Raw genomic sequence first — 19,616 nt, 5'->3', positions numbered from 1 at the left:
CGCATGCTCCCGCACCACATCGAAGCCCTTGATGCATGGCGCTCGCTTCCCATCAAGCAGCAGCCGCAGTGGCCCGACGCGGACCGCGTCGCCGACGTCTCCCGTCAGATCGCGGGCCTCCCGCCGCTGGTGTTCGCGGGTGAGGTCGACAACCTCCGCGACCGGCTCGCGCGCGCGGCCTCCGGGCAGGCGTTCCTCCTGCAGGGCGGAGACTGCGCCGAGACCTTCGCGGGAGCGACTGCCGAGCAGATCCGCAACCGAATCAAGACGGTGCTGCAGATGGCTGTGGTGCTGACCTACGGCGCGTCGATGCCCATCGTCAAGATGGGCCGCATGGCCGGTCAGTTCGCGAAGCCGCGCTCCAGCGACAACGAGACGCGTGGCGAGGTCACCCTGCCCGCGTACCGCGGCGACATCGTCAATGGCTACGACTTCACCGAGGGTTCCCGCACGGCCGACCCTGCTCGCCTGCTGCAGGGGTACCACACGGCGGCGTCCACGCTGAACCTGATCCGCGCGTTCACGCAGGGTGGATTCGCCGACCTTCGCGAGGTGCACTCGTGGAACAAGGGCTTCGCGCAGAACCCGGCCAACCAGCGTTACGAGCGCATGGCGGCCGAGATCGACCGTGCGATCAAGTTCATGGAGGCCGCGGGCGCCGACTTCGACGAGCTCAAGCGGGTCGAGTTCTTCACCGGCCACGAGGGTCTGCTGATGGACTACGAGCGCCCGATGACGCGCATCGACTCGCGCACCGACACCCCGTACAACACCTCCGCGCACTTCCTCTGGATCGGCGAGCGCACGCGTGAGCTCGACGGCGCGCACGTCGACTACTTCTCCAAGATCCGCAACCCCATCGGAGTGAAGCTCGGGCCGTCGACGACGCCCGAGACCGCTCTGGCCCTGATCGACAAGCTCGACCCCGAGCGCGAGCCGGGTCGACTCACCTTCATCACGCGGATGGGCGCGGGCAAGATCCGCGACGCGCTGCCGCCGCTGCTCGAGGCGGTCCGTGACTCCGGCGCACAGCCGCTGTGGGTCACCGACCCGATGCACGGCAACGGCATCACCACTCCGACCGGATACAAGACCCGCCGCTTCGACGACGTCGTCGACGAGGTGCGCGGCTTCTTCGAGGCGCACCGTGCGGTCGGCACGTTCCCCGGCGGGATCCACGTCGAGCTCACCGGCGATGACGTCACCGAGTGCCTCGGCGGGTCGGAGCAGATCGACGAGGCCGCGCTGGCGACCCGTTACGAGAGCCTGTGCGACCCGCGCCTGAACCACATGCAGTCGCTGGAGCTGGCGTTCCTCGTGGCCGAGGAGCTCGAGAAGCGCTGACGCTGCAGACGAAGAGAGGGGGCCGGAATCGCATTCCGGCCCCCTCTTCGTGTATCCGGCCTCAGCCGGAGAAGCTCATCGTGAGGGTGATGGTCGTCCCCTTGCGCTGGGCGTCGGTCGGGCTGTACGACTCGACCTTCGTGTTCTCGTTGGCGAAGAGATCCCACACCGAATCCGGGAGTCCGGTGCCGCTCGTGTACGACCACTTGAAGCCGGCGTCGTTCAGCGCGCGCGTCGCCTCGTCACGGGTCTTTCCGGACACATCGGGCACGTCGAACAGCGGGGGACCCTCGGAGATGATGAGCTGCACGGTCTCGCCCGGGCGCCAGGCGCCTTCCGTCGGCCGGTCGGCGATCCCGATGACCCGGTCCTTCCCGATGCCGTCGCTGGTCTGGTAGAGGCTGTCCGGGTTGACCTTCAGCCCCTTGCCCGTGAGCGCGTCCGTGGCCTGGGCGACGCTGAGGTCGCTGACATCGGGGACCGCGCCGCGCGACACCTGGATCGTCGCCGTGTCGGTCTCATGTACCGTGCAGCCCTCGGCGCAGCCGAATGCGTCTCCGCCGTCGCGCGGTGTTATGCGGACGTTGATGACCTTGCCGTCGTCGAGGTCACCGAAGTATTCCTCGTCGTCCGTGAGTTCGAGGTTGGCTGCCTGCAGCGCGGCGCGGACGTCGTCGGACGCCACGCCGGCGACCGGGGCGATGTCGTGGGACGCCGGCCCCGACGACACGACGACCGTGACCGTGGTCCCCTTGTCAAGGCGCGCACCTTCTTCGGGGTCGGTCTCGATCACCGCCCCGGCCTCGACATCTACGGACGACTCGTCCTTCTGAGTAGGGACGAAGCCCGCGTCGACCAGGAGGGCGGCGGCTTCATCGTAGGTCTTGCCCGCGACGCCCGGCACGGCGATGAGTGAGCCGGGGCCGGACCCGAACCACCAGCCCACACCGCCGGCGAGCACCGCCAACAGCAGCACCAGGGTGAGCAGGAACGCTCCGCGGGCGCGCCGCTTCGAGGCTCGTCGGCGAAGGAGCGTCGCGTTGTCGATCTCGGCGGGAACCGGCGCGGTCGGATCCGGGATGACCATCGTCCCCGGCATCACCTTGGTGAGGTCGCCGGAGTCGGCATGGCTGTGTTGCGGAGCGGTCGCTCTCGCCGCAGTCGGGGTGACGCCGAGTTCACGCTCGATCGCCCGCAGGCGCTCGAGCATCTGCTGGGCGTCATCCGGGCGCTCGTCGGGAGACTTTTCGGTCGCCCACAGCACGAGCTCGTCGAGCTGTTCCGGCACGGAGGGGTTGCGCACGCTCGGACGCGGCACCGATTCGGTGGCGTGCTGGAACGCGATCTGCATGGGCTGCTCGCCCTTGTACGGCTGTTCGCCGACGAGCATCTCGTAGAGCATGATGCCCAGGGCATAGATGTCGCTGCGGGCGTCGGCGGTCCCGCGGGTCACCAGCTCGGGGGCGAGGTAGGCGATCGTCCCGAGCAGCTGCTGCCCGGTCGCCGTGTTCGCCGTGGTCGCTCTGGCCAGTCCGAAGTCGCCGATCTTGATGCGGCCGTCCTCCGCGAGGAGCACGTTCTCGGGCTTGACGTCTCGATGCACGATGCCGGCGCGGTGCGCTGCCGAGAGTCCGGCGAGGATCGCATCCATGATCGTGATCGTCTGCGGGATGGTGAGTCGCTTCTGCTCGCGCAGGAGCTCGCGCAGGGTGATGCCGGGCAGATACTCCATCACGAGGTAGGCGAGCTCGCCGTCCTGCCCCTGATCGAAGACGTTGACGACGTGCGGATCCGCCAGCCTGGCGGCTGCGCGGGCCTCCTGGATGAAGCGGCTCTGGAAGGCCGAGTCGTCGCTGAGGTGCGCGTGCATGACCTTGAGCGCGATGCGCCGCTCGAGGCGGAGGTCGGTGGCGACGTAGACCGTCGCCATCCCTCCGCGTGCGATCCGAGCGCGGACTCGGTAGCGACCGTCGACAAGCCGCCCGATGAGGGGGTCGGCCTGCTGATTGGTCGTCACGTCAGAATTCTATTGAGAACTGCCTGAAAGACAGGGGAGCGGCTCACCTCTCGGCCCTGCGGATTTTATGGAAGTGGTCAGCCGTGGAGGGCGAGCCAGCTGTAGGCCTGCGTCTCCCACTGCCCGTATTTGTCCGGATAGGCGGATATCTGCACGGCCTGAGCGGCGGATGTGAACGGCATGCTCTCCCATCCGGCGACGTCGAGCAAGCCGCGCGTCACATGTCCGTTGGGGTCGTTCCGGCCGCCGTAGAAGACGCGGGTGCTCCGGTCGGCGTCCATGATCTGCGCCGGCGTTCCCCACCCGGTGCTCGGACGCTGCTGGAAGATGCCGAGCGAATCGCGGTCGCCCCAGTCGAGGTTGCGGAGTCCCGATTCCACCATGCCGGTCGCGAGTGCGAGGGCGATCGCCCGATCGGGGACGCCGAGCTCTCGACCGACGCGGATGATGAGCGACGCGTTCGCCGCCTGCTCGCTGTCGAGGGTCGCGGACCGCTGTCCGCCCGTCGTGGCTGCTGCCGCCGCGGGAGGTGCGGCAGTCGGTGCCGCACGGACGGCGAGCTTCTGCCCGGGGTAGATGATCGAAGACGGGCCCAGTCCGTTCAGGGCGAACACCGTCTGCGTCGTGGTGCCGTACTTCTGGGCGATCCCGAACACGGTGTCGCCGGCGACGACGGTGTGCGATGCCGCGGGGGCAGGCGCGGGCGCCGCCGCCGGTGCTGGTGCCGGCGCTGACGTCGGTGCGGCGGCGGGCGCAGCCGATCCGGCCACCGACAGGCTCTGACCGGGGTAGATCACCGATGCGCGCGTGAGTCCGTTCGCGGCCAGGACCGCATCGACGGTGGTTCCGTACTTCTGCGCGATGGCGTACACGGTGTCGCCCGCAACCACCTTGTGCGAGGCAGCGGGAGCAGGAGCAGGAGCAGCAGCAGGAGCAGGAGCGGGCGCCGTGGCTGCCGTCCGCAGCGTCAGAGTCTGGCCGGGGTAGATCACCGAGCGCCAGGAGAGACGATTCCAGGTGAGCACGTCGACGGTACGGAGTCCGAACCTCGAGGCGATGGACGAGACGGTGTCGCCCGGGCGCACGACATAGTTCGCCGGTGCGGCCTGGGCGGGCACCACGCGCACGGGCGTGCTGCGCTGGCGCTCGACCGGAGCGAGATCGGTGGTCGTCGCGGCGGCTTCGGCTGGCGCGGCGGTGAGAGTGGCGGCGAGAGCGCCGAGCACGGCGGCGGGCACTCCGAACTGCAGGTTTCGCGTGCGACGCGTGGCGGTCTTGGTTCTCAAGGCTTGCCCCCTTTTCGAGCACTTCACGCTGACACGGATGTAAACGGAAGTCAACAGAAGTGACGCAAGTGAAGGATGTGACTGGAGAGGCGACATGCGATGCCCGTGCAGAGATGAGATAGTGGGCAACGTGTCTGAGAACGTTGCTGGAACCCCTGCCGCCGCTGATGTCGAGTGGCTGACCATGCCCGATCTCGTCGAGGTGCTCGACGAGTCCCTCGGTCGTGTCCGCCGTCTGATCGACGACCACTATCTGGTCGGGTCGCGCCGCAGTGGGGCCTTCGCGGTGCCGGCGGTGTTCATCGTCGACGGGCATCCGCTCAGCTCGCTGCGGGGAACGATCATCGTGCTGCAGGACGCCGGCTTCTCCGACGATGAGCTCATCGATTGGCTCCTCACGGAGGAGGAGTCCCTCGGCCGATCGCCGATGGATGCGCTGCTGGCCGGGCACAAGAGCGCGGTCCGGCGACTCGCGCGTACCCTCGCCTGAGACGAATCCCGCGTCAGGCGGAGCGGACGGTGGCGGCTCGCGCCAGCTCGCGCAGCTCGCCGACGGCGGCGTTGTCGAGCCGTGCACCCGACAGGGCGCGATCTGCTTCGCGTGCATAGTCGGCGATCATCGCCTCCACCTGGTCCAGCGCACCGGAGTCGGTGATAGTGGCCTGCAGGAATGACACCTGCTGCGCCGTCAGCTCCGGGTCGCCGAGCATCTCGTCGAGAAGATTCCGCGCCGACGGGTCCAGGGCCTGTCGGGTGAGGGCGATGAGAACGGTGCGCTTTCCCTCTCGAAGATCATCCCCGGCCGGTTTGCCCGTGACGGACGCGTCTCCGAAGACCCCGAGCACGTCGTCGCGGAGCTGGAAGGCCATGCCGATCGGGTGGCCGAAGCGACGCAGTGCCGCCGTCTGATCCGACTGGGCGCCGGCGAGGGTTGCGCCCAGGATCAGCGGCTGCTCGATGCTGTACCTGGCGGACTTGAGTGACGCCACGCGCAACGCTCGCTCGGCATGGAGCCGCCCGTCGTTGACGCTCCAGGCCGACTCCTCGGCGATGTCGAGGAACTGGCCCGTGGTCACGTCGCGGCGCATCCTGGCGTATTCGGAGCGCACGTCGCGTGCGTGTGGGAGCCCCTCGAGGGCGGACTCGAGCAGGTCGTCGCTCCAGGCGACGAGGAGATCGCCGAGGAGGATGGCCGAGGCGCGTCCGAAGGCCTCGGCGTCTCCAGACCAGCCGGCAGAGCGATGCGACGTCTCGAGGGCGCGATGGGCGGCCGGGCGCCCTCGGCGCGTGTCCGAGTTGTCGATCAGATCGTCGTGGACGAGTGCGGCCGACTGGAAGATCTCCAGCGCGGTGCAGATGTCCCAGAGGGCATCCGTCTCGGTCGTGGTGCGATCGCTGAACCGGGTGACGGCGCGCCAACCGGCGTGACAAAACCGGGCACGCAATCGCTTCCCGCCTTCGAGCGTGCCGGCAGCGGCATCGAGGAAGGAGGCGGCATCCGGGCCGTACTCCGTGGATTCCTCGCGCATACGGGTGAGGAATCGGTCGAGACGTGCGGCGACCGCACCGGGAACGGGGGAGGAAGACGGCACGACTCCCAGCATACGTAAAGCAAGGGGACGTCGAACTGCTAGCCCCCGACGCCCGGGCGCGCGTAGAATGGAACGCACGATACCCGAGGGGGACGAAATGCCACTCTCCGAACAGGAGCAGCGTCTGCTCGACGAGATGGAACGCCATCTCCTTCACAACGATGCCGACGTGGTCACCGCGCCGTCCGGCGACCGTGCACTGAGCTACCGAAATCTGGTCTACGGGGCTCTTCTCCTGCTCGCCGGAGTCGGCGGCCTCGTGGCCGGCGTCATCCTCGGCGGCGTGTGGGGCATCGTGGTCGGTGTGATCGGATTCGCGGCGATGCTCGCCGGGGTCATGGTCGCCGTCACACCCGTGCGTCGAGCGACTCCAGCCGAGCCGCGAGAGCGTTCCGCCCCGAAGCGTCAGGATTCCGCCTCGTTCATGGACCGTATGAACGATCGCTGGGATCGGCGCCAGGACGGTCACTGACCCCCACAGATTTTCACGACAGAAGCCCGGATGCTGAGCATCCGGGCTTCTGTCGTTAACGCGCGCGCCGCTCTGCTCCTCCACTGAGCCTCCACCTTCCTCCACCGCGGAATTCCGCGGTTCTTCGGCGCGCGCTTCGGGCCGATGGTGCGATATCTGCGGATTGGTCGTAGGTGTGTGGAGGAAAGTGGAGTAAAGTGGGGCGCACCTCGAGTTGGCCGGACGGAGAGGGGGTGGTGGCCGATGCTGCTGGGTACGCACTCACCCAAGCTGGACGACAAGGGACGGGTCATCCTTCCTGCGAAGTTCCGCGAAGACCTCGGCGGCGGCATCGTCGTCACCCGAGGCCAGGAACGCTGCCTCTACGTGTTCAGCACGGCCGAGTTCGAGGCGATGCACGAGCGGATCCGTCAGGCCCCGCTCGCCAACAAGCAGGCGCGTGACTTCATGCGACTGTTCCTCTCCGGTGCGAGCGCGGAGATGCCCGACAGCCAGAACCGCATCACCATCCCCGCGCACCTGCGTCAGTACGCAGGTCTGCAGAAAGAGCTCATCGTCACCGGAGTCGGCGCACACGCCGAGATCTGGGATGCCGAGAGCTGGAACACCTACCTCGCCGCCGGCGAGGAGACCTACTCGGACCTCGAGCAGGAGGTGATTCCGGGACTCTTCTGACCACGGCTGTGATGCCCCGCCGCTCCCGCCCCGACACACTTCCCCGGTGCCGGGTCGAGAAGCGGAGGGGGATCAGAGCCGAAGGTCACCCCGAGAAAGATCATGAACCTCCGAGACATTCACACCCCCGTACTGCTCGACCGCTGCGTCGAGCTGCTCGCTCCCGCCCTCCAGGCGGACGGCGCGGTGCTCGTCGATGCCACGCTCGGCATGGGCGGCCACTCGGAGGCGCTTCTCGAGCGCTTCCCGAACATCCGCCTCGTCGGACTCGACCGCGACACCGACGCCCTGCGTATCGCGGGGGAGCGGCTCGCGCGCTTCAAAGACCGCGTGACGCTCGTGCATACGGTGTACGACGAGATCGGCCTGCATGCCCAGGGGGCCGCGGGCATCCTCTTCGACCTCGGCGTCTCCTCGCTGCAGCTGGATGAGGCCGAGCGAGGATTCGCGTACTCGAAGGATGCTCCGCTCGACATGCGTATGGATCAGACCAAGGGCGTCACGGCGGCCGACGTGATCGCGACGTACAACGAGGGCAACCTGCGTCGCATCTTCGAGCGGTACGGCGAGGAGAAGCTCGCCGGCCGTTATGCGCGCTTCATCATCGATGCCCGGCAGAAGCAGCCGATCACCCGCTCCGGCCAGCTGGTCGAGATCCTGATCGCCGCGACTCCGGCAGCCGCTCAGCGCGCCGGGCACCCGGCCAAGCGGGTGTTCCAGGCCCTGCGCATCGAGGTGAACACCGAGCTCAACGTGCTCGCCGATGCCATCCCGTCCGCGATGGATGCGCTCGGCGTCGGCGGACGCATCGTCGTGATGTCGTACCAGTCGCTCGAGGACCGCCTGGTCAAGCAGGCGTTCGCCGCTGCCGCAGCCTCGACTGCTCCGGCAGGGCTCCCCGTCGAGCTTCCCGAGCATGCTCCGAAGTTCCGCATCCTCACCAAGGGGGCAGAACTCGCCTCCGACGAAGAACGCGCGCGCAACCCGCGGGCGATACCGGTGCGGCTCCGCGCCGCCGAGAAGCTGCGGGAGAGCGCATGAGCCTGAACGCCGTCGTCCGCAAACCGGTCCAGCCGGTCGCACCCGCCCGCGAGCCGCAGCGGAGACTTCAGCCCGTCAGCTCGCCTGCCGTCCGCCGCAAGCCCAAGCTCGCCTACGCACTCGTCGCATTGGGGGGTGCGCTGGCGATCGGCGCGGCCCAGGTCGCGCTGTCGCTCGCGATCACGCAGGACTCGTTCACACTCGCCGGTCTCTCGTCCCAGCAGCGTGAGCTGAGTCTGCAGACGCACGCTCTCCAGGAGGAGCTCACCGGTCTGAGCTCGCCGCAGGTACTCGCCAACAGTGCTGCGGGGCTCGGCATGGTGGTGGCGGGATCGCCGTCGTACCTGCGCCTCAGCGATGGCGCGGTGTTCGGCACCGGGGCCGGAGCGGACTGGACGTCGACCGTCAACCCGGGCGGAGCGGGTGCCGTGAGCAACTCGCTGATCGTCAAGCCCTCGCCACCGGAGACGAAGACGGCGACGGATGCCGGCGCGTCGGGCGAGGTCATTCAAGATCTGCCGCCGGCGATCACCGACGGACTCCCGAGCCCCACCACACGCTGAACGCCCACGATCGACGGAGAGACGCATGACGACACGAGCCACCCGCGGACCGCGGCGACGCACCGTCGTCGCCCTCGCGGTCATCCTGTCCGTGCTGGCCGCCTTCGTGGTGCGTCTGGTCGACATCCAGGTCGTGAGCGCTGACGAGCACGTCGCTCAGTCGCTCACCAAGATCGGCGCGGGCGACAAGATCCCCGGTCAGCGCGGATCGGTCGTCGACGCCGGTGGAACGGTCCTCGCCTCGAGCGTGCTCGTGTACGACGCGCAACTCAGCCCGCTCGTCATCAACCAGTTCGAGGAGAAGGACCCGAAGGTTCCCTGGGCGGAAGCGTCCGAGAAGATCGCGGCGATCACCGGGCAGACCGGCGACGAGGTCCGCGCGCTCGTCGCCGATGCACTCGCGAAGGATTCGCAGAGTCAGTACGCACCGCTGAAGAAGTCCCTCACCACCGAGCAGTACATCGAGCTGCGCGACCTGAAGCTCGCCTACCTCCACATGGAGGGACGGGAGACCCGGGTCTACCCGAACGGCGCGGTCGCCGGCAACATCCTCGGCTTCCTCGACGGTTCGGGAACGGCGCAGGCCGGTGTCGAGCAGCTGGGCGAAGGGTGCCTGGCGCCGATCGACGGCGAGGAGTCCTATCGCCGCGGCGCGAACGGCGTCGTGATCCCGGGAAGCGAGCGCACGGTGGATGCCGTCGACGGCGGCTCGGTGCAGTTGACCATCAACAGTGATCTGCAGTGGTACCTGCAGCAGATGGTGGGCGAAGAGGCGCGCAAGCAGGGAGCGAAGGGTGGCACCGTCACCGTCGTCGAGGCGAAGACGGGGAAGATCCGAGCGGCGGCGGAGTGGCCGTCCCTGGACCCCAACGACCTCGACTCCTCGACGCCCGAGACGCGATACAGCCAGATCTTCCACCGGGACTTCGAGCCGGGATCGACGTTCAAAGCCATCACCGCCGCCGCCGTCATCGAGGGCGCGGGACTGACGCCCCTGAGCACGGTCACCGCGTCGTCGCGGGAGACGTTCCCCAACGGCGCCGTGATCAACGATGCGTTCAACCACCCGGCGTACAACTACACCCTCGCCGGTGGACTCATCGACTCCTCGAACGTGGCGCTGTCGAAGTTCGGCACCAAGGTGAGTCCCGAGGTGCGCTACGACTACCTGGAGCGGTTCGGGGTCGGCGACAAGACGATCGACTTCCCCTCCGAGGTCGGGGGAACACTGCACCCGGTCAGCGAATGGGACAGCCAGTCGCTCTACACGACGACCTTCGGCCAGTACTACACGGTCACCGCCGCACAGCTCGCCGGCGCCTATCAGGCGATCGCCAACGGCGGCGAGAAGATCGATCTCTCCCTGGTCGAGTCCTGCACGAAGGCGGACGGCACCGTCGCCACGCCTGACAAGCCGAAGCACGAGCAGATCATCGAGAAGCAGACCGCGGCCGAGATCACGCGCATGCTCGAGAACGTGGCCGTGCAGGGTGGAAACGCCGAGCGGATCCAGGTACCCGGTTACCGCGTGACCAGCAAGACCGGAACCGCTCAGGTCGCAGACCCCATCAACGGCGGCTACAAGAACGGCGTGTACTACACGAGCATGGTGGGCTTCGCGCCGGTGGATGATCCCCAGTACGTCGTCGTGGTCACCCTGGACGAGCCGACTAAGGTTGTATCGTCCGCGGCCACCGCATCCGCCTTCCAGAAGGCGATGACGCAGGTGATGAAAACGTATCGCGTGATGCCGTCCTCTGTCCCGATGGACGAGCTCCTTCCCAAGTTCGGATAGTCGGCGAGAGCCGCGCATGGAGATGAAATGATCGCCCTGACGCTCGCTGAGATCACCGCCGCAGTGAGCGGTGATCTGCGCGTGGCCGGAGAAGACACGGCCGAGACGGTCGTCGACGGCCTCGTCGACACGGACTCGCGGACGATGGTCCCCGGCTCGATCTTCGTCGCGAAGCCCGGAGCGGAGACCGACGGTCACCAGTTCGTCGGAGCTGCCGTCGCTGCCGGCGCGGTGCTGGCGATCGTGGAGCACCCGGTCGATGTCCCCGTCAGCCAGATCGTCGTCGCCGACGCCGTCGCGGCGCTGGGAGAGCTGGCCAGAGAGGTCGTGGCACGTGTGCGTGCCGGCGGCTCCCTCCGCATCATCGGGATCACCGGATCCAACGGCAAGACCACCACGAAGAACTTCCTCGCACGCATCCTCGAGGGTGAGGGCGAAACCGTCGCGCCGGTCAAGTCGTTCAACAACGAGGTCGGCGCCCCCGTCACGATGCTCCGCGTCACCGAGAACACGCGGTTCCTGGTGAGCGAGTTCGGGGCGGCGGCACCGGGCAGCATCGCGCACCTCGCCGGTCTCGTCGAGCCGGACGTCGCTGTCGTGCTCATGGTCGGCATGGCTCACGCCGGCGGATTCGGGGGGATCGAAGCAACCGCGAAGGCGAAGGCCGAGCTCGTCGAAGCGGCTCGCGTGCCCGGGACCGCCGTTCTCAACGTCGACGACAGCAGGGTCGCCGCCATGCAGGAGCTCGCCGAAGCGCGTGGCCTGCAGGTCGTCGGCTTCGGGCAGGGTCCGAGTGCCGATGTCCGCGCGCACGATATCTCCGTTTCCGCCTCCGGCACGACCTGCACCGTCGAGGTCGGCGGCGACCGCCTGACGCTGCGCCTGCGGGTCCTCGGCGCGCATCACGTGTCCAACGCGCTGGCAGCCATCGCCGCAGCGCTCGTCGTCGGCGTCACTCCCGTAGACGCTGTCGCGCGCCTGGAGACGGTGGAGATCGCCGAGCGGTGGCGCATGCAGCCGCTGGGCAGCGACCGCGTGCGGATCATCAACGATGCCTACAACGCCAGCCCCGACTCGATGTCCGCGGCGTTGCGGACTCTCGCGCAGATCACCGGGCCGGAGGAGCGCACCGTCGCCGTCCTCGGCGCGATGACCGAGCTCGGAGAGAGCGCAGGGGAGGAGCACGACCGGATCGGTCTGCTCGCCGTCCGACTCAACATCCAACGCATCGTCGTCGTCGGCCCCGAGGCGCGGCGGCTCTACCTCGCTGCTGTCGGCGAGGGCTCCTGGGACAGTGAGGCCATCCACCTGGCCGACCAGGACGCAGCCTTCGAGTACCTGCGCACCGAACTCCGCGACGGCGACCGCGTACTCGTGAAGTCATCCAATTCCGTGGGCCTCCGGCATCTCGGCGATCGTCTGGGAGAATTGTTCTCGTGAGGTCTCTCATCATGTCGGCGGCGATCTCGCTCGCCTTCACCCTGTTCCTGACTCCTGTCTTCCTCCGACTCTTCCGGAAGTGGGGCTGGGGGCAGGTGATCCGCACCCCGGAGTCAGTGCACAATCCGAGCCACGAGGCGAAGCGCGGCACGCCCACGATGGGCGGTGTCATCTTCATCGTCGGATCCATCGTCGGTTACTTCACCGGCGTGCTGGTGAGCGGCGAGGTGCCCGCACTCTCGGCGATCCTGGTGATCTGGCTGATGGTCGGCTTCGGCGCCGTGGGCTTCATCGACGACTACATGAAGGTCCGCAGCCAGCGCAGCCTCGGCCTGTCCGGCTGGCGCAAGGTGATCGGCCAGTTGCTCGTCATCGTCCCCTTCGGCATCGTCGCTCTGAACTTCCCGAACAAATGGGGGCAGATGCCGGCGAGCCCCGCGATCTCGCTCTTCCGCGACATCACCTGGTTGAACCTCTTCGCCTTCGGCGTCGTGCTCGGCTGGATCCTCTACCTCGTGTGGATCTCGATCATCGGCGTCGCGACCTCGAACAGTGTGAACCTGACGGACGGTCTCGACGGTCTCGCCGCCGGGGCCGGAGTCATCGTCGTCGGCGCCTACAGCGTGATCGCGTTCTGGCAGTTCAAGCAGCCCTGCATCGGCGGCGATCCCGACGCCCTCGGCGGATGCTACGAGGTGCGCGACCCGTTCAACCTGGCCATCATCGCGGCGTCGGTCGCGGCCAGCCTCATCGGATTCCTGTGGTGGAACGCGCCCAAGGCGAAGGTTTTCATGGGCGATGTCGGCTCGATGGCGATCGGCGGCGTGATCACCGCGATGGCGATCCTGACCCGCACCGAGCTCCTCCTGCTGGTGATCGCCGGCGTCTTCGTCCTGTCCTCCGGCTCCGTCATCCTGCAGCGGGCGTACTTCAAGATCACGCGCGGCAAGCGGCTGTTCCTGATGAGTCCCTTCCATCACCACCTCGAGATGCGCGGCTGGTCCGAGGTCACGATCGTGGTGCGCATGTGGATCATCGCCGGACTCCTCGCGGTCTCGGCCGTCGGCCTCTTCTACGTCGAGTGGCTCACCCGTGTCGACTGATCGGCTCAGCGGACTCACGAGCTGGAACGCCGATTGGCGCGATCTCCGCGTCGCCGTGCTCGGTTTGTCGATGACGGGCTTCTCGGTGGCCGACACCCTCGCCGAGCTCGGTGCGGAGGTGCTCGTGCTCAGCGAGTCCGCAGAAGAGGAGTACGCGCGCCTGCTCCCGGTGATCGGTGCCGCGCTCGAACTCGGCTCCCTGGCCGACGTGCCGGCCGCACTGGTGGACTTCGCCCCCGAAGTGGTGATCGCCTCGCCCGGTTTCTCGCCGTCGCACTCCGTGATCCGCTGGGCCCAGGAGTCGGGAATCGCGATCTGGGGCGATGTCGAACTCGCCTGGCGTGTCCGTGACAAGGTGGTGCGCGCCGACGGAACGCCGGCCGATTGGGTGCTCATCACCGGGACCAACGGCAAGACGACCACGACGCAGCTGACGGCCTCGCTGCTGGTCGAGGGCGGCCTGCGGGCGGCGCCCTGCGGCAACATCGGCGTACCCGTCCTCGATGCGGTGCGGGACCCCGCCGGCTTCGACGTGCTCGTGGTCGAGCTCTCCAGCCACCAGCTCTGGTACCTCGGCCAGTCGCGGCCCGAAGGTGAGCTCTTCCCGCACGCGGCCGTGTGCCTCAACCTCGCCGACGACCATCTGGTGTGGCACGGCAGCGCCCAGGCGTATCGCGACGCGAAGGCTGTGGTCTATCGAAACACCCGCGTCGCCTGCGTCTACAACAAGGCCGATGAGGCGACCAGGCTCATGGTCGAAGAAGCCGAGGTGGTCGAAGGAGCCCGCGCGATCGGCTTCGATCTGGGTATCCCCGGACCGAGCGACCTCGGCATCGTGGAGGGGCTCATCGTCGATCGGGCCTTCCTCGACGACCGCGCGCGCAGCGCCCTCGAACTCACGACCATCGCGGCCCTCGACGAGGTCGGGCTCGCAGCTCCGCACATCGTCCAGAACATCCTCGCCGCCAGTGCCCTGGCGCGATCGCTCGGAGTCGAACCGGAGGCGATCCACACGGCGCTGCAGAGTTTCCGCCTGGACGCGCACCGCATCCAGGTCATCGCGCGGCATGCGGGCATCACCTGGGTCGACGACTCCAAGGCCACCAATCCGCACGCCGCGGCGTCGTCGCTGCGTGCCTACCCCGGAGCGGTATGGATCGTCGGGGGTGACCTGAAGGGCGTCGACATCGCCGACCTGGTCGCCGATGTCGGTGCGACGGCTCGAGCGGCAGTCGTGATCGGGGTCGAGCGGGCCTCCGTGGTCGCGGCATTCCGGCGACACGCGCCGTCGGTACCGGTGTTCGAGGTCGATGCTGGCGAGACTGGACAGGTCATGAACCGTGTCGTGGAGATCGCGTCGGGGATCGTCGAAGGCGAGGGCACAGTCCTGCTGGCCCCGGCGGCGGCATCGTTCGATCAGTTCTCGAGCTACGCGGATCGAGGTCACCGTTTCGCCGAGGCGGTGCGTGGCTGGATAGACCGGGGGAGCGCCGATGACGCAGGTGTCCCGCCCTCCGCGCTCTGAGTCCGGCGGACTCGCCGCCAGGGTGTCGCTCGGACGCCGGTTCACGCCGGTGTCCACCGAGTTCCTCCTCATCGCGTCGACCGCTCTGCTGCTGACGCTCTTCGGCCTGGTCATGGTGCTCTCCGCGACCAGCGCGACCGCGGTGGCCAGCGGATCCGATCCGATGGGCGGCGTCCTCCGCCAGGGGGTGTTCGCGCTCCTCGGAGTCCCGCTGATGTTCCTGATCAGCCGTCTACCCGTCGCGTTCCTGAAGAAGATGGCGTGGCCCGCGCTGTTCGGCGCCGTCGCCCTGCAGCTGCTCGTGTTCACCCCGCTCGGGATCGAAGACGGCGGAAACCGGAACTGGATCGACATCGGCGGCTTCACGCTGCAGCCCTCCGAGTTCCTGAAGCTCGCACTGGCTCTGTGGATCGCCGCGGTGCTGCTGCGCAAGCAGGCCATGCTCGGCACCTGGCACCACGTCTTCATCCCCGTGATCCCGGTCGGGGCGCTGGCGATCGGAACCGTGCTCGCCGGGAAGGACCTCGGCACCGCGATGGTGCTGGTTCTCATCCTGCTGGGCTGCCTCTTCTTCTCGGGCGTCAAACTCCGCCTGTTCATCATCCCGGTGGTGATCGGCATCGGCGCGGTCCTCGCCTACGCGCTGTCGAGCCAGGACCGGATGCGGCGCATCACGGCGACCTGCGACAACATGGCGCTGTACGAGAGCGACTGCTACCAGTCCATCCACGGCATCTGGGGGATGGCATCGGGCGGGATATTCGGGCTCGGGCTCGGCAACTCCCAGGAGAAGTACGGATGGTTGCCCGCCGCCGGCAACGACTTCATCTTCGCGATCGTCGGGGAAGAACTCGGGCTGATCGGCTGCATCGTCGTCCTGGCGCTGTTCACGTTCTTCACGGTCGGTGCCTTCCATGTGATCCGGAAGACGCCTGATCCCTTCATCCGCGTCGCGGCAGGCGGAATCACGGTGTGGATCGTCGGTCAGGCCGTGCTCAACATCGGCGTCGTCATCGGCGTGTTCCCGGTGATGGGAGTGCCGCTCCCGTTCATGTCTCAGGGAGGTACGGCCCTGCTCGCCGTGCTGATCGCCTGCGGCGTGCTGCTCGCCTTCGCGCGCACCATTCCCGTGGTCGAGAAGCCCTCAGCCGAGCGGGGTAGGGTCACCAGGTGACCTCGTACCTCCTCGCCGGCGGTGGCACCGCCGGCCATGTGAATCCCCTGCTCGCCGTCGCCGACGCACTTCGTGAACGCGACGCCGATGCCACCGTGCTCGTGCTCGGTACGGCCGAGGGGCTCGAGTCCCGGCTGGTGCCCGCTCGAGGCTACGAACTGCTCATCGTCGACAAGGTCCCGTTCCCGCGTCGTCCGAACCGCCAGGCGGCGGCCTTCCCGATGCGGTTCCGCAAGGCGATCGCTCAGGTGCGCGCGCACATCCGCCGACACGGCGTCGATGTCGTCGTCGGATTCGGCGGCTACGCGTCCGCCCCCGCCTACGTGGCTGCGCGGCGCGAGGGCGTGCCGTTCGTGGTGCACGAGGCCAACGCCAAGCCCGGTCTCGCCAACGTGCTCGGGGCCCGCCGTGCCGCGGCCGTGGGCGTCGCGTTCGAGGGCACGCCGCTCCGGGGCAGCGAGACGGTCGGGATGCCGCTGCGCCAGGAGGTCATCACGCTCGATCGTGCGGCGGCGCGCGCGGAGGCCGCGGAGTACTTCGGTCTCGACCCGGATCGCCCGGTGCTGCTCGCGTTCGGCGGCTCGCTCGGTGCTCAGCGCCTCAATGAGGCCCTCGAGGATTCCTGGCGCGATGTCCTGGCGGCCGGGTGGCAGCTCCTGCACGTGACGGGTGAGCGCAGCGAACTCGCCGATCCTGGGGCCGAGGGGTACGCACTGCGGCGCTACGTCGACCGTATGGACCTGGCTTTCGCCGTCGCGGACCTGATCGTCTCGCGGTCCGGATCGGCGACGGTCAGCGAGATCAGTGCGCTGGGCATCCCCGCCCTGTACGTGCCCTACTCGGTCGGCAACGGCGAGCAGCGTCTGAACGCGGCGTCCGCGGTGGCGGCGGGTGCGGCCGAGCTCCTCGACGACGCGACCTTCGACGGCGACGCCGTGCGGCGCATCGTCGTGCCCATCCTGGGGGACCGGGACAAGCTCGACCGGATGGCCGCAGCGGCCGAGACGGCGGGAACGCGCAACGGCACCGAGAACGTGATCCGGCTGATCGACCGCGCGCTGGACGCGGTCTGACACGGTCGACGACATCGAAGAAAAGTAGACTGAAGCGGACATGATCAGACCCGACCTCACCCTCCCCATTCCCGAGACGATCACCGCTGCGCACTTCATCGGCATCGGTGGTTCCGGCATGAGCGGCCTCGCCAAGATGTTCCTCGACGCGGGGATCCGCGTCTCCGGCAGCGACCGTGCGGACAGCGACAATCTGCGCGCCCTGGCAGCCGCCGGGGCGACCGTGCACGTCGGCCACGACGCCGCCCACCTCGGTGATGCCGACACGGTCGTGCACACCGGAGCGATCTGGCCCGAGAACCCCGAGTTCGTGACGGCGAAGGCGCGCGGTCTGCACGTGATCCACCGGTCGCAGGCGCTGCATTGGCTGATCGGTTCGCGGCGGCTGGTCTCGGTCGCGGGTGCCCACGGGAAGACGACCTCGACCGGGATGATCGTCACGGCACTGCGCGAGCTCGGCGCCGACCCGCACTTCGTCAACGGAGGCGTCATCGAACAGCTCGGCACCTCGAGCGCCACGGGCACGGGCGACCTGTTCGTCGTCGAGGCCGACGAGTCCGACGGCACGTTCCTGCTGTACGACACCGCGGTGGCGCTCATCACCAACGTCGATCCCGACCACCTCGACCACTACGGCTCGGAAGAGGCATTCCACGACGCTTTCGTGCGGTTCGCCGACGCGGCCACCGAAGCCGTCGTCATCTCGAGCGACGACGCCGGTGCGCTCCGCGTCGGTGCAGGGCTGTCCCACCCGAACGTGCTCACGTTCGGCCAGGCGGAGAACGCCGACGTGCGCGTCACCGACATCGTCGCGGCCGGACCGGTCGCCGCGACCATCAGCCAAGGGGATGAGCAGGCGCGCATGCAGCTCGCGGTCCCCGGCGTGCACAACGCGATCAACGCGGCCGGAGTCGTCGCGGTGCTCCGAGCACTCGGGTACCCGCTCGTCGACGCCGTGCGCGCGGTCGAGGGCTTCGCCGGGACCGTGCGCCGCCTCGAGCAGCACGGCGTCGAACGAGGCGTCACGGTCTACGACGACTACTCGCACCATCCGACGGAGGTGCGGGCGGCGCTCGAGGCCATGCGCAGCATCGCGGGGTCGGGACGGATCATCGCGATCCAGCAGCCGCACACCTACTCCCGCACACAGCACATGTATCAGGAGTTCGCCGACGTCCTCGAGGAGTTCGCCGATCACACGGTGATGCTCGACGTGTACGGCGCTCGCGAAGACCCCGTCCCCGGTGTCACGGGCGAGCTGGTGAGCGCGGCGTTCCGCGATCCGTCGCATGTGCACTTCGTCGCCGACTGGCAGCAGGCGGCCGACTACACCGCCGCGGTGGCCCGTGACGGCGACTTCGTCGTGACGCTCGGCTGCGGCAACGTCTACCAGATCATCCCGCAGGTCCTGGATTCGCTGCGCCGGACCGACGAGGCGTAGCGATGCGCCGTCCCCCACCGCTGCCGTCCGCACCGGAGAGCCCGGTGGAGAAGGGCGACGCGTCAGAAGCACGGGCACGCCACGGACGGCGGAGCGACCGCAGCGGGGTGCGGTCCGAACCGGATGGGTCGGTGCCGGAGCCTCCGGCCCACGACGGATTCGACGCTGCCGGCGCGGACGAGCCGGAGCCGACCTCGACCAGGGACGTGTGGCGTGCAGCACGGGCCAGACGTAAGGCTCTCCGCTCCGAGATTCGGCGCTTCACGCAGCGCTCCCGGCGTCGACGGATCATCTGGCTGAGTAGCATCGGTGCCGTGATCCTGTTGATCGGGGGCAGCGTCGCGGCCGCGTACAGCCCGCTGTTCGCGGTGGAGAAGATCACCGTGGTCGGGGCCGGGAGCCTCGATCCCGCCGCGATCGAGGCGGCGCTCGGCGACCAGATCGGCACGCCGCTGGCGCTCGTGGACACCAGTGAGGTGAAGGCCGCGCTGCTGGCCTTCCCCCTCATCGAGACATATGCACTCGAAGCGCGTCCGCCACACGACCTCACGGTGCGGATCGTGGAACGCACGCCGGTCGGTGTCATCCGATCGGGCGCCGGGTACACCCTCGTCGATGCCGCGGGAGTCGCGCTCTCGACCACAGCCGATCAACCGGCGGGCCAGCCGGTGATCGACGTCGACGGCGGCGTCGAGTCGCGCGCTTTCCAGAGCGCCGGTCTCGTCGTCCGTGCGCTGCCGGCAGATGTCCGTGCCGCTCTCACAGGCGTGCGCGCCACGACCGCGGATGATGTGACGCTGACCCTCGAATCCGGGCTGACCGTGGTCTGGGGGAGCGCAGAGGAGTCGGCCCTGAAGGCGCTCACGCTCTCCGTCACGATGGCCAAGAACCCGGACGCTGCCTCCATCGACGTCACTTCTCCCGAGGTGGCCGTCGTCGGCTGACGGCTTTCGAAGCCACGCCGAAGGCTTTCGCGAAGGAATGGCGCGACACGCCCAGGCGATCGCGCGCGCGGAGCCAGGCGGCGCTTACCTTCGATCAAAGAGAACGCAATACCGGGAAATACTTTACACCT

General features: G+C 68.3%; 17 protein-coding genes. 14 read left to right on the top strand and 3 right to left on the bottom strand.

Annotated elements, in window-relative coordinates:
• Window positions 1-3 precede the first annotated feature (3 nt).
• Window positions 4-1,344, top strand: coding sequence for a class II 3-deoxy-7-phosphoheptulonate synthase (locus tag BQ2383_RS18580; RefSeq protein ID WP_091037330.1), 1,341 nt, complete (start codon window positions 4-6; stop codon window positions 1,342-1,344).
• 61 nt (window positions 1,345-1,405) lie between these two features.
• On the opposite strand, the gene pknB is transcribed toward BQ2383_RS18580, so the two are convergent.
• A complete protein-coding gene (pknB, locus tag BQ2383_RS18575) occupies window positions 1,406-3,361 on the bottom strand; it encodes a Stk1 family PASTA domain-containing Ser/Thr kinase (protein WP_091037329.1) in 1,956 nt (651 codons plus the stop codon).
• Between the two features lie 77 nt (window positions 3,362-3,438).
• Window positions 3,439-4,647: a LysM peptidoglycan-binding domain-containing protein gene (locus BQ2383_RS18570; RefSeq protein WP_237682370.1), complete on the bottom strand. Its 1,209-nt coding sequence runs from the start codon at window positions 4,645-4,647 to the stop codon at window positions 3,439-3,441.
• A 121-nt stretch (window positions 4,648-4,768) separates the two neighbouring features.
• Between BQ2383_RS18570 and BQ2383_RS18565 the strand changes: the two genes are divergently transcribed.
• Window positions 4,769-5,137, top strand: coding sequence for an Rv2175c family DNA-binding protein (locus tag BQ2383_RS18565; protein WP_337749000.1), 369 nt, complete (start codon window positions 4,769-4,771; stop codon window positions 5,135-5,137).
• 13 nt (window positions 5,138-5,150) lie between these two features.
• On the opposite strand, the gene BQ2383_RS18560 is transcribed toward BQ2383_RS18565, so the two are convergent.
• Window positions 5,151-6,239, bottom strand: coding sequence for a polyprenyl synthetase family protein (locus tag BQ2383_RS18560; protein WP_244176051.1), 1,089 nt, complete (start codon window positions 6,237-6,239; stop codon window positions 5,151-5,153).
• A gap of 97 nt (window positions 6,240-6,336) precedes the next feature.
• Here BQ2383_RS18560 and BQ2383_RS18555 point away from each other — a divergent pair, with 97 nt between their 5' ends.
• The 12 genes from BQ2383_RS18555 (at window position 6,337) to BQ2383_RS18500 (ending at window position 19,485) form a co-directional block, all read left to right on the top strand.
• Entirely contained in the window at window positions 6,337-6,711 is a 375-nt protein-coding gene (locus BQ2383_RS18555; RefSeq protein ID WP_029261552.1) for a DUF3040 domain-containing protein, read from the top strand.
• 243 nt (window positions 6,712-6,954) lie between these two features.
• Window positions 6,955-7,386: a division/cell wall cluster transcriptional repressor MraZ gene (mraZ, locus tag BQ2383_RS18550; protein ID WP_029261553.1), complete on the top strand. Its 432-nt coding sequence runs from the start codon at window positions 6,955-6,957 to the stop codon at window positions 7,384-7,386.
• A gap of 102 nt (window positions 7,387-7,488) precedes the next feature.
• Complete coding sequence (gene rsmH / locus BQ2383_RS18545) at window positions 7,489-8,427, top strand: 16S rRNA (cytosine(1402)-N(4))-methyltransferase RsmH (protein ID WP_029261554.1); 939 nt, start codon at window positions 7,489-7,491, stop codon at window positions 8,425-8,427.
• Window positions 8,424-8,990: a hypothetical protein gene (locus tag BQ2383_RS18540; RefSeq protein ID WP_091037324.1), complete on the top strand. Its 567-nt coding sequence runs from the start codon at window positions 8,424-8,426 to the stop codon at window positions 8,988-8,990. Before rsmH ends, BQ2383_RS18540 begins: the two co-directional genes overlap by 4 nt.
• 25 nt (window positions 8,991-9,015) lie before the next feature.
• Window positions 9,016-10,785, top strand: a complete 1,770-nt coding sequence (locus BQ2383_RS18535) for a peptidoglycan D,D-transpeptidase FtsI family protein (RefSeq protein WP_091037320.1) — start codon at window positions 9,016-9,018, stop codon at window positions 10,783-10,785.
• A gap of 27 nt (window positions 10,786-10,812) precedes the next feature.
• Window positions 10,813-12,225: a UDP-N-acetylmuramoyl-tripeptide--D-alanyl-D-alanine ligase gene (locus BQ2383_RS18530; protein WP_091037317.1), complete on the top strand. Its 1,413-nt coding sequence runs from the start codon at window positions 10,813-10,815 to the stop codon at window positions 12,223-12,225.
• Entirely contained in the window at window positions 12,222-13,328 is a 1,107-nt protein-coding gene (gene mraY, locus BQ2383_RS18525; protein ID WP_091037314.1) for a phospho-N-acetylmuramoyl-pentapeptide-transferase, read from the top strand. The genes BQ2383_RS18530 and mraY overlap by 4 nt, the downstream gene beginning before the upstream one ends.
• Entirely contained in the window at window positions 13,318-14,853 is a 1,536-nt protein-coding gene (gene murD, locus BQ2383_RS18520; RefSeq protein ID WP_091037312.1) for a UDP-N-acetylmuramoyl-L-alanine--D-glutamate ligase, read from the top strand. Before mraY ends, murD begins: the two co-directional genes overlap by 11 nt.
• On the top strand, window positions 14,822-16,027 hold the full coding sequence (ftsW, locus tag BQ2383_RS18515) for a putative lipid II flippase FtsW (protein WP_091037310.1): 1,206 nt from the start codon (window positions 14,822-14,824) through the stop codon (window positions 16,025-16,027). Before murD ends, ftsW begins: the two co-directional genes overlap by 32 nt.
• The gene (locus tag BQ2383_RS18510) at window positions 16,024-17,100 is read left to right on the top strand and encodes a UDP-N-acetylglucosamine--N-acetylmuramyl-(pentapeptide) pyrophosphoryl-undecaprenol N-acetylglucosamine transferase (RefSeq protein WP_091037308.1); all 1,077 of its coding nucleotides are present in this window, start codon (window positions 16,024-16,026) and stop codon (window positions 17,098-17,100) included. The genes ftsW and BQ2383_RS18510 overlap by 4 nt, the downstream gene beginning before the upstream one ends.
• Window positions 17,101-17,140: 40 nt before the next feature.
• Entirely contained in the window at window positions 17,141-18,541 is a 1,401-nt protein-coding gene (gene murC / locus BQ2383_RS18505; protein WP_091037305.1) for a UDP-N-acetylmuramate--L-alanine ligase, read from the top strand.
• A gap of 2 nt (window positions 18,542-18,543) precedes the next feature.
• On the top strand, window positions 18,544-19,485 hold the full coding sequence (locus BQ2383_RS18500) for an FtsQ-type POTRA domain-containing protein (protein WP_091037303.1): 942 nt from the start codon (window positions 18,544-18,546) through the stop codon (window positions 19,483-19,485).
• Window positions 19,486-19,616 lie beyond the last annotated feature (131 nt).

The sequence above is a fragment of the Microbacterium oxydans genome (assembly GCF_900095745.1).
Taxonomy (GTDB): domain Bacteria; phylum Actinomycetota; class Actinomycetes; order Actinomycetales; family Microbacteriaceae; genus Microbacterium; species Microbacterium oxydans_B.
Note: the sequence above shows the minus strand (reverse complement) of the source record. Positions and strands in the feature narration are given on the sequence as shown.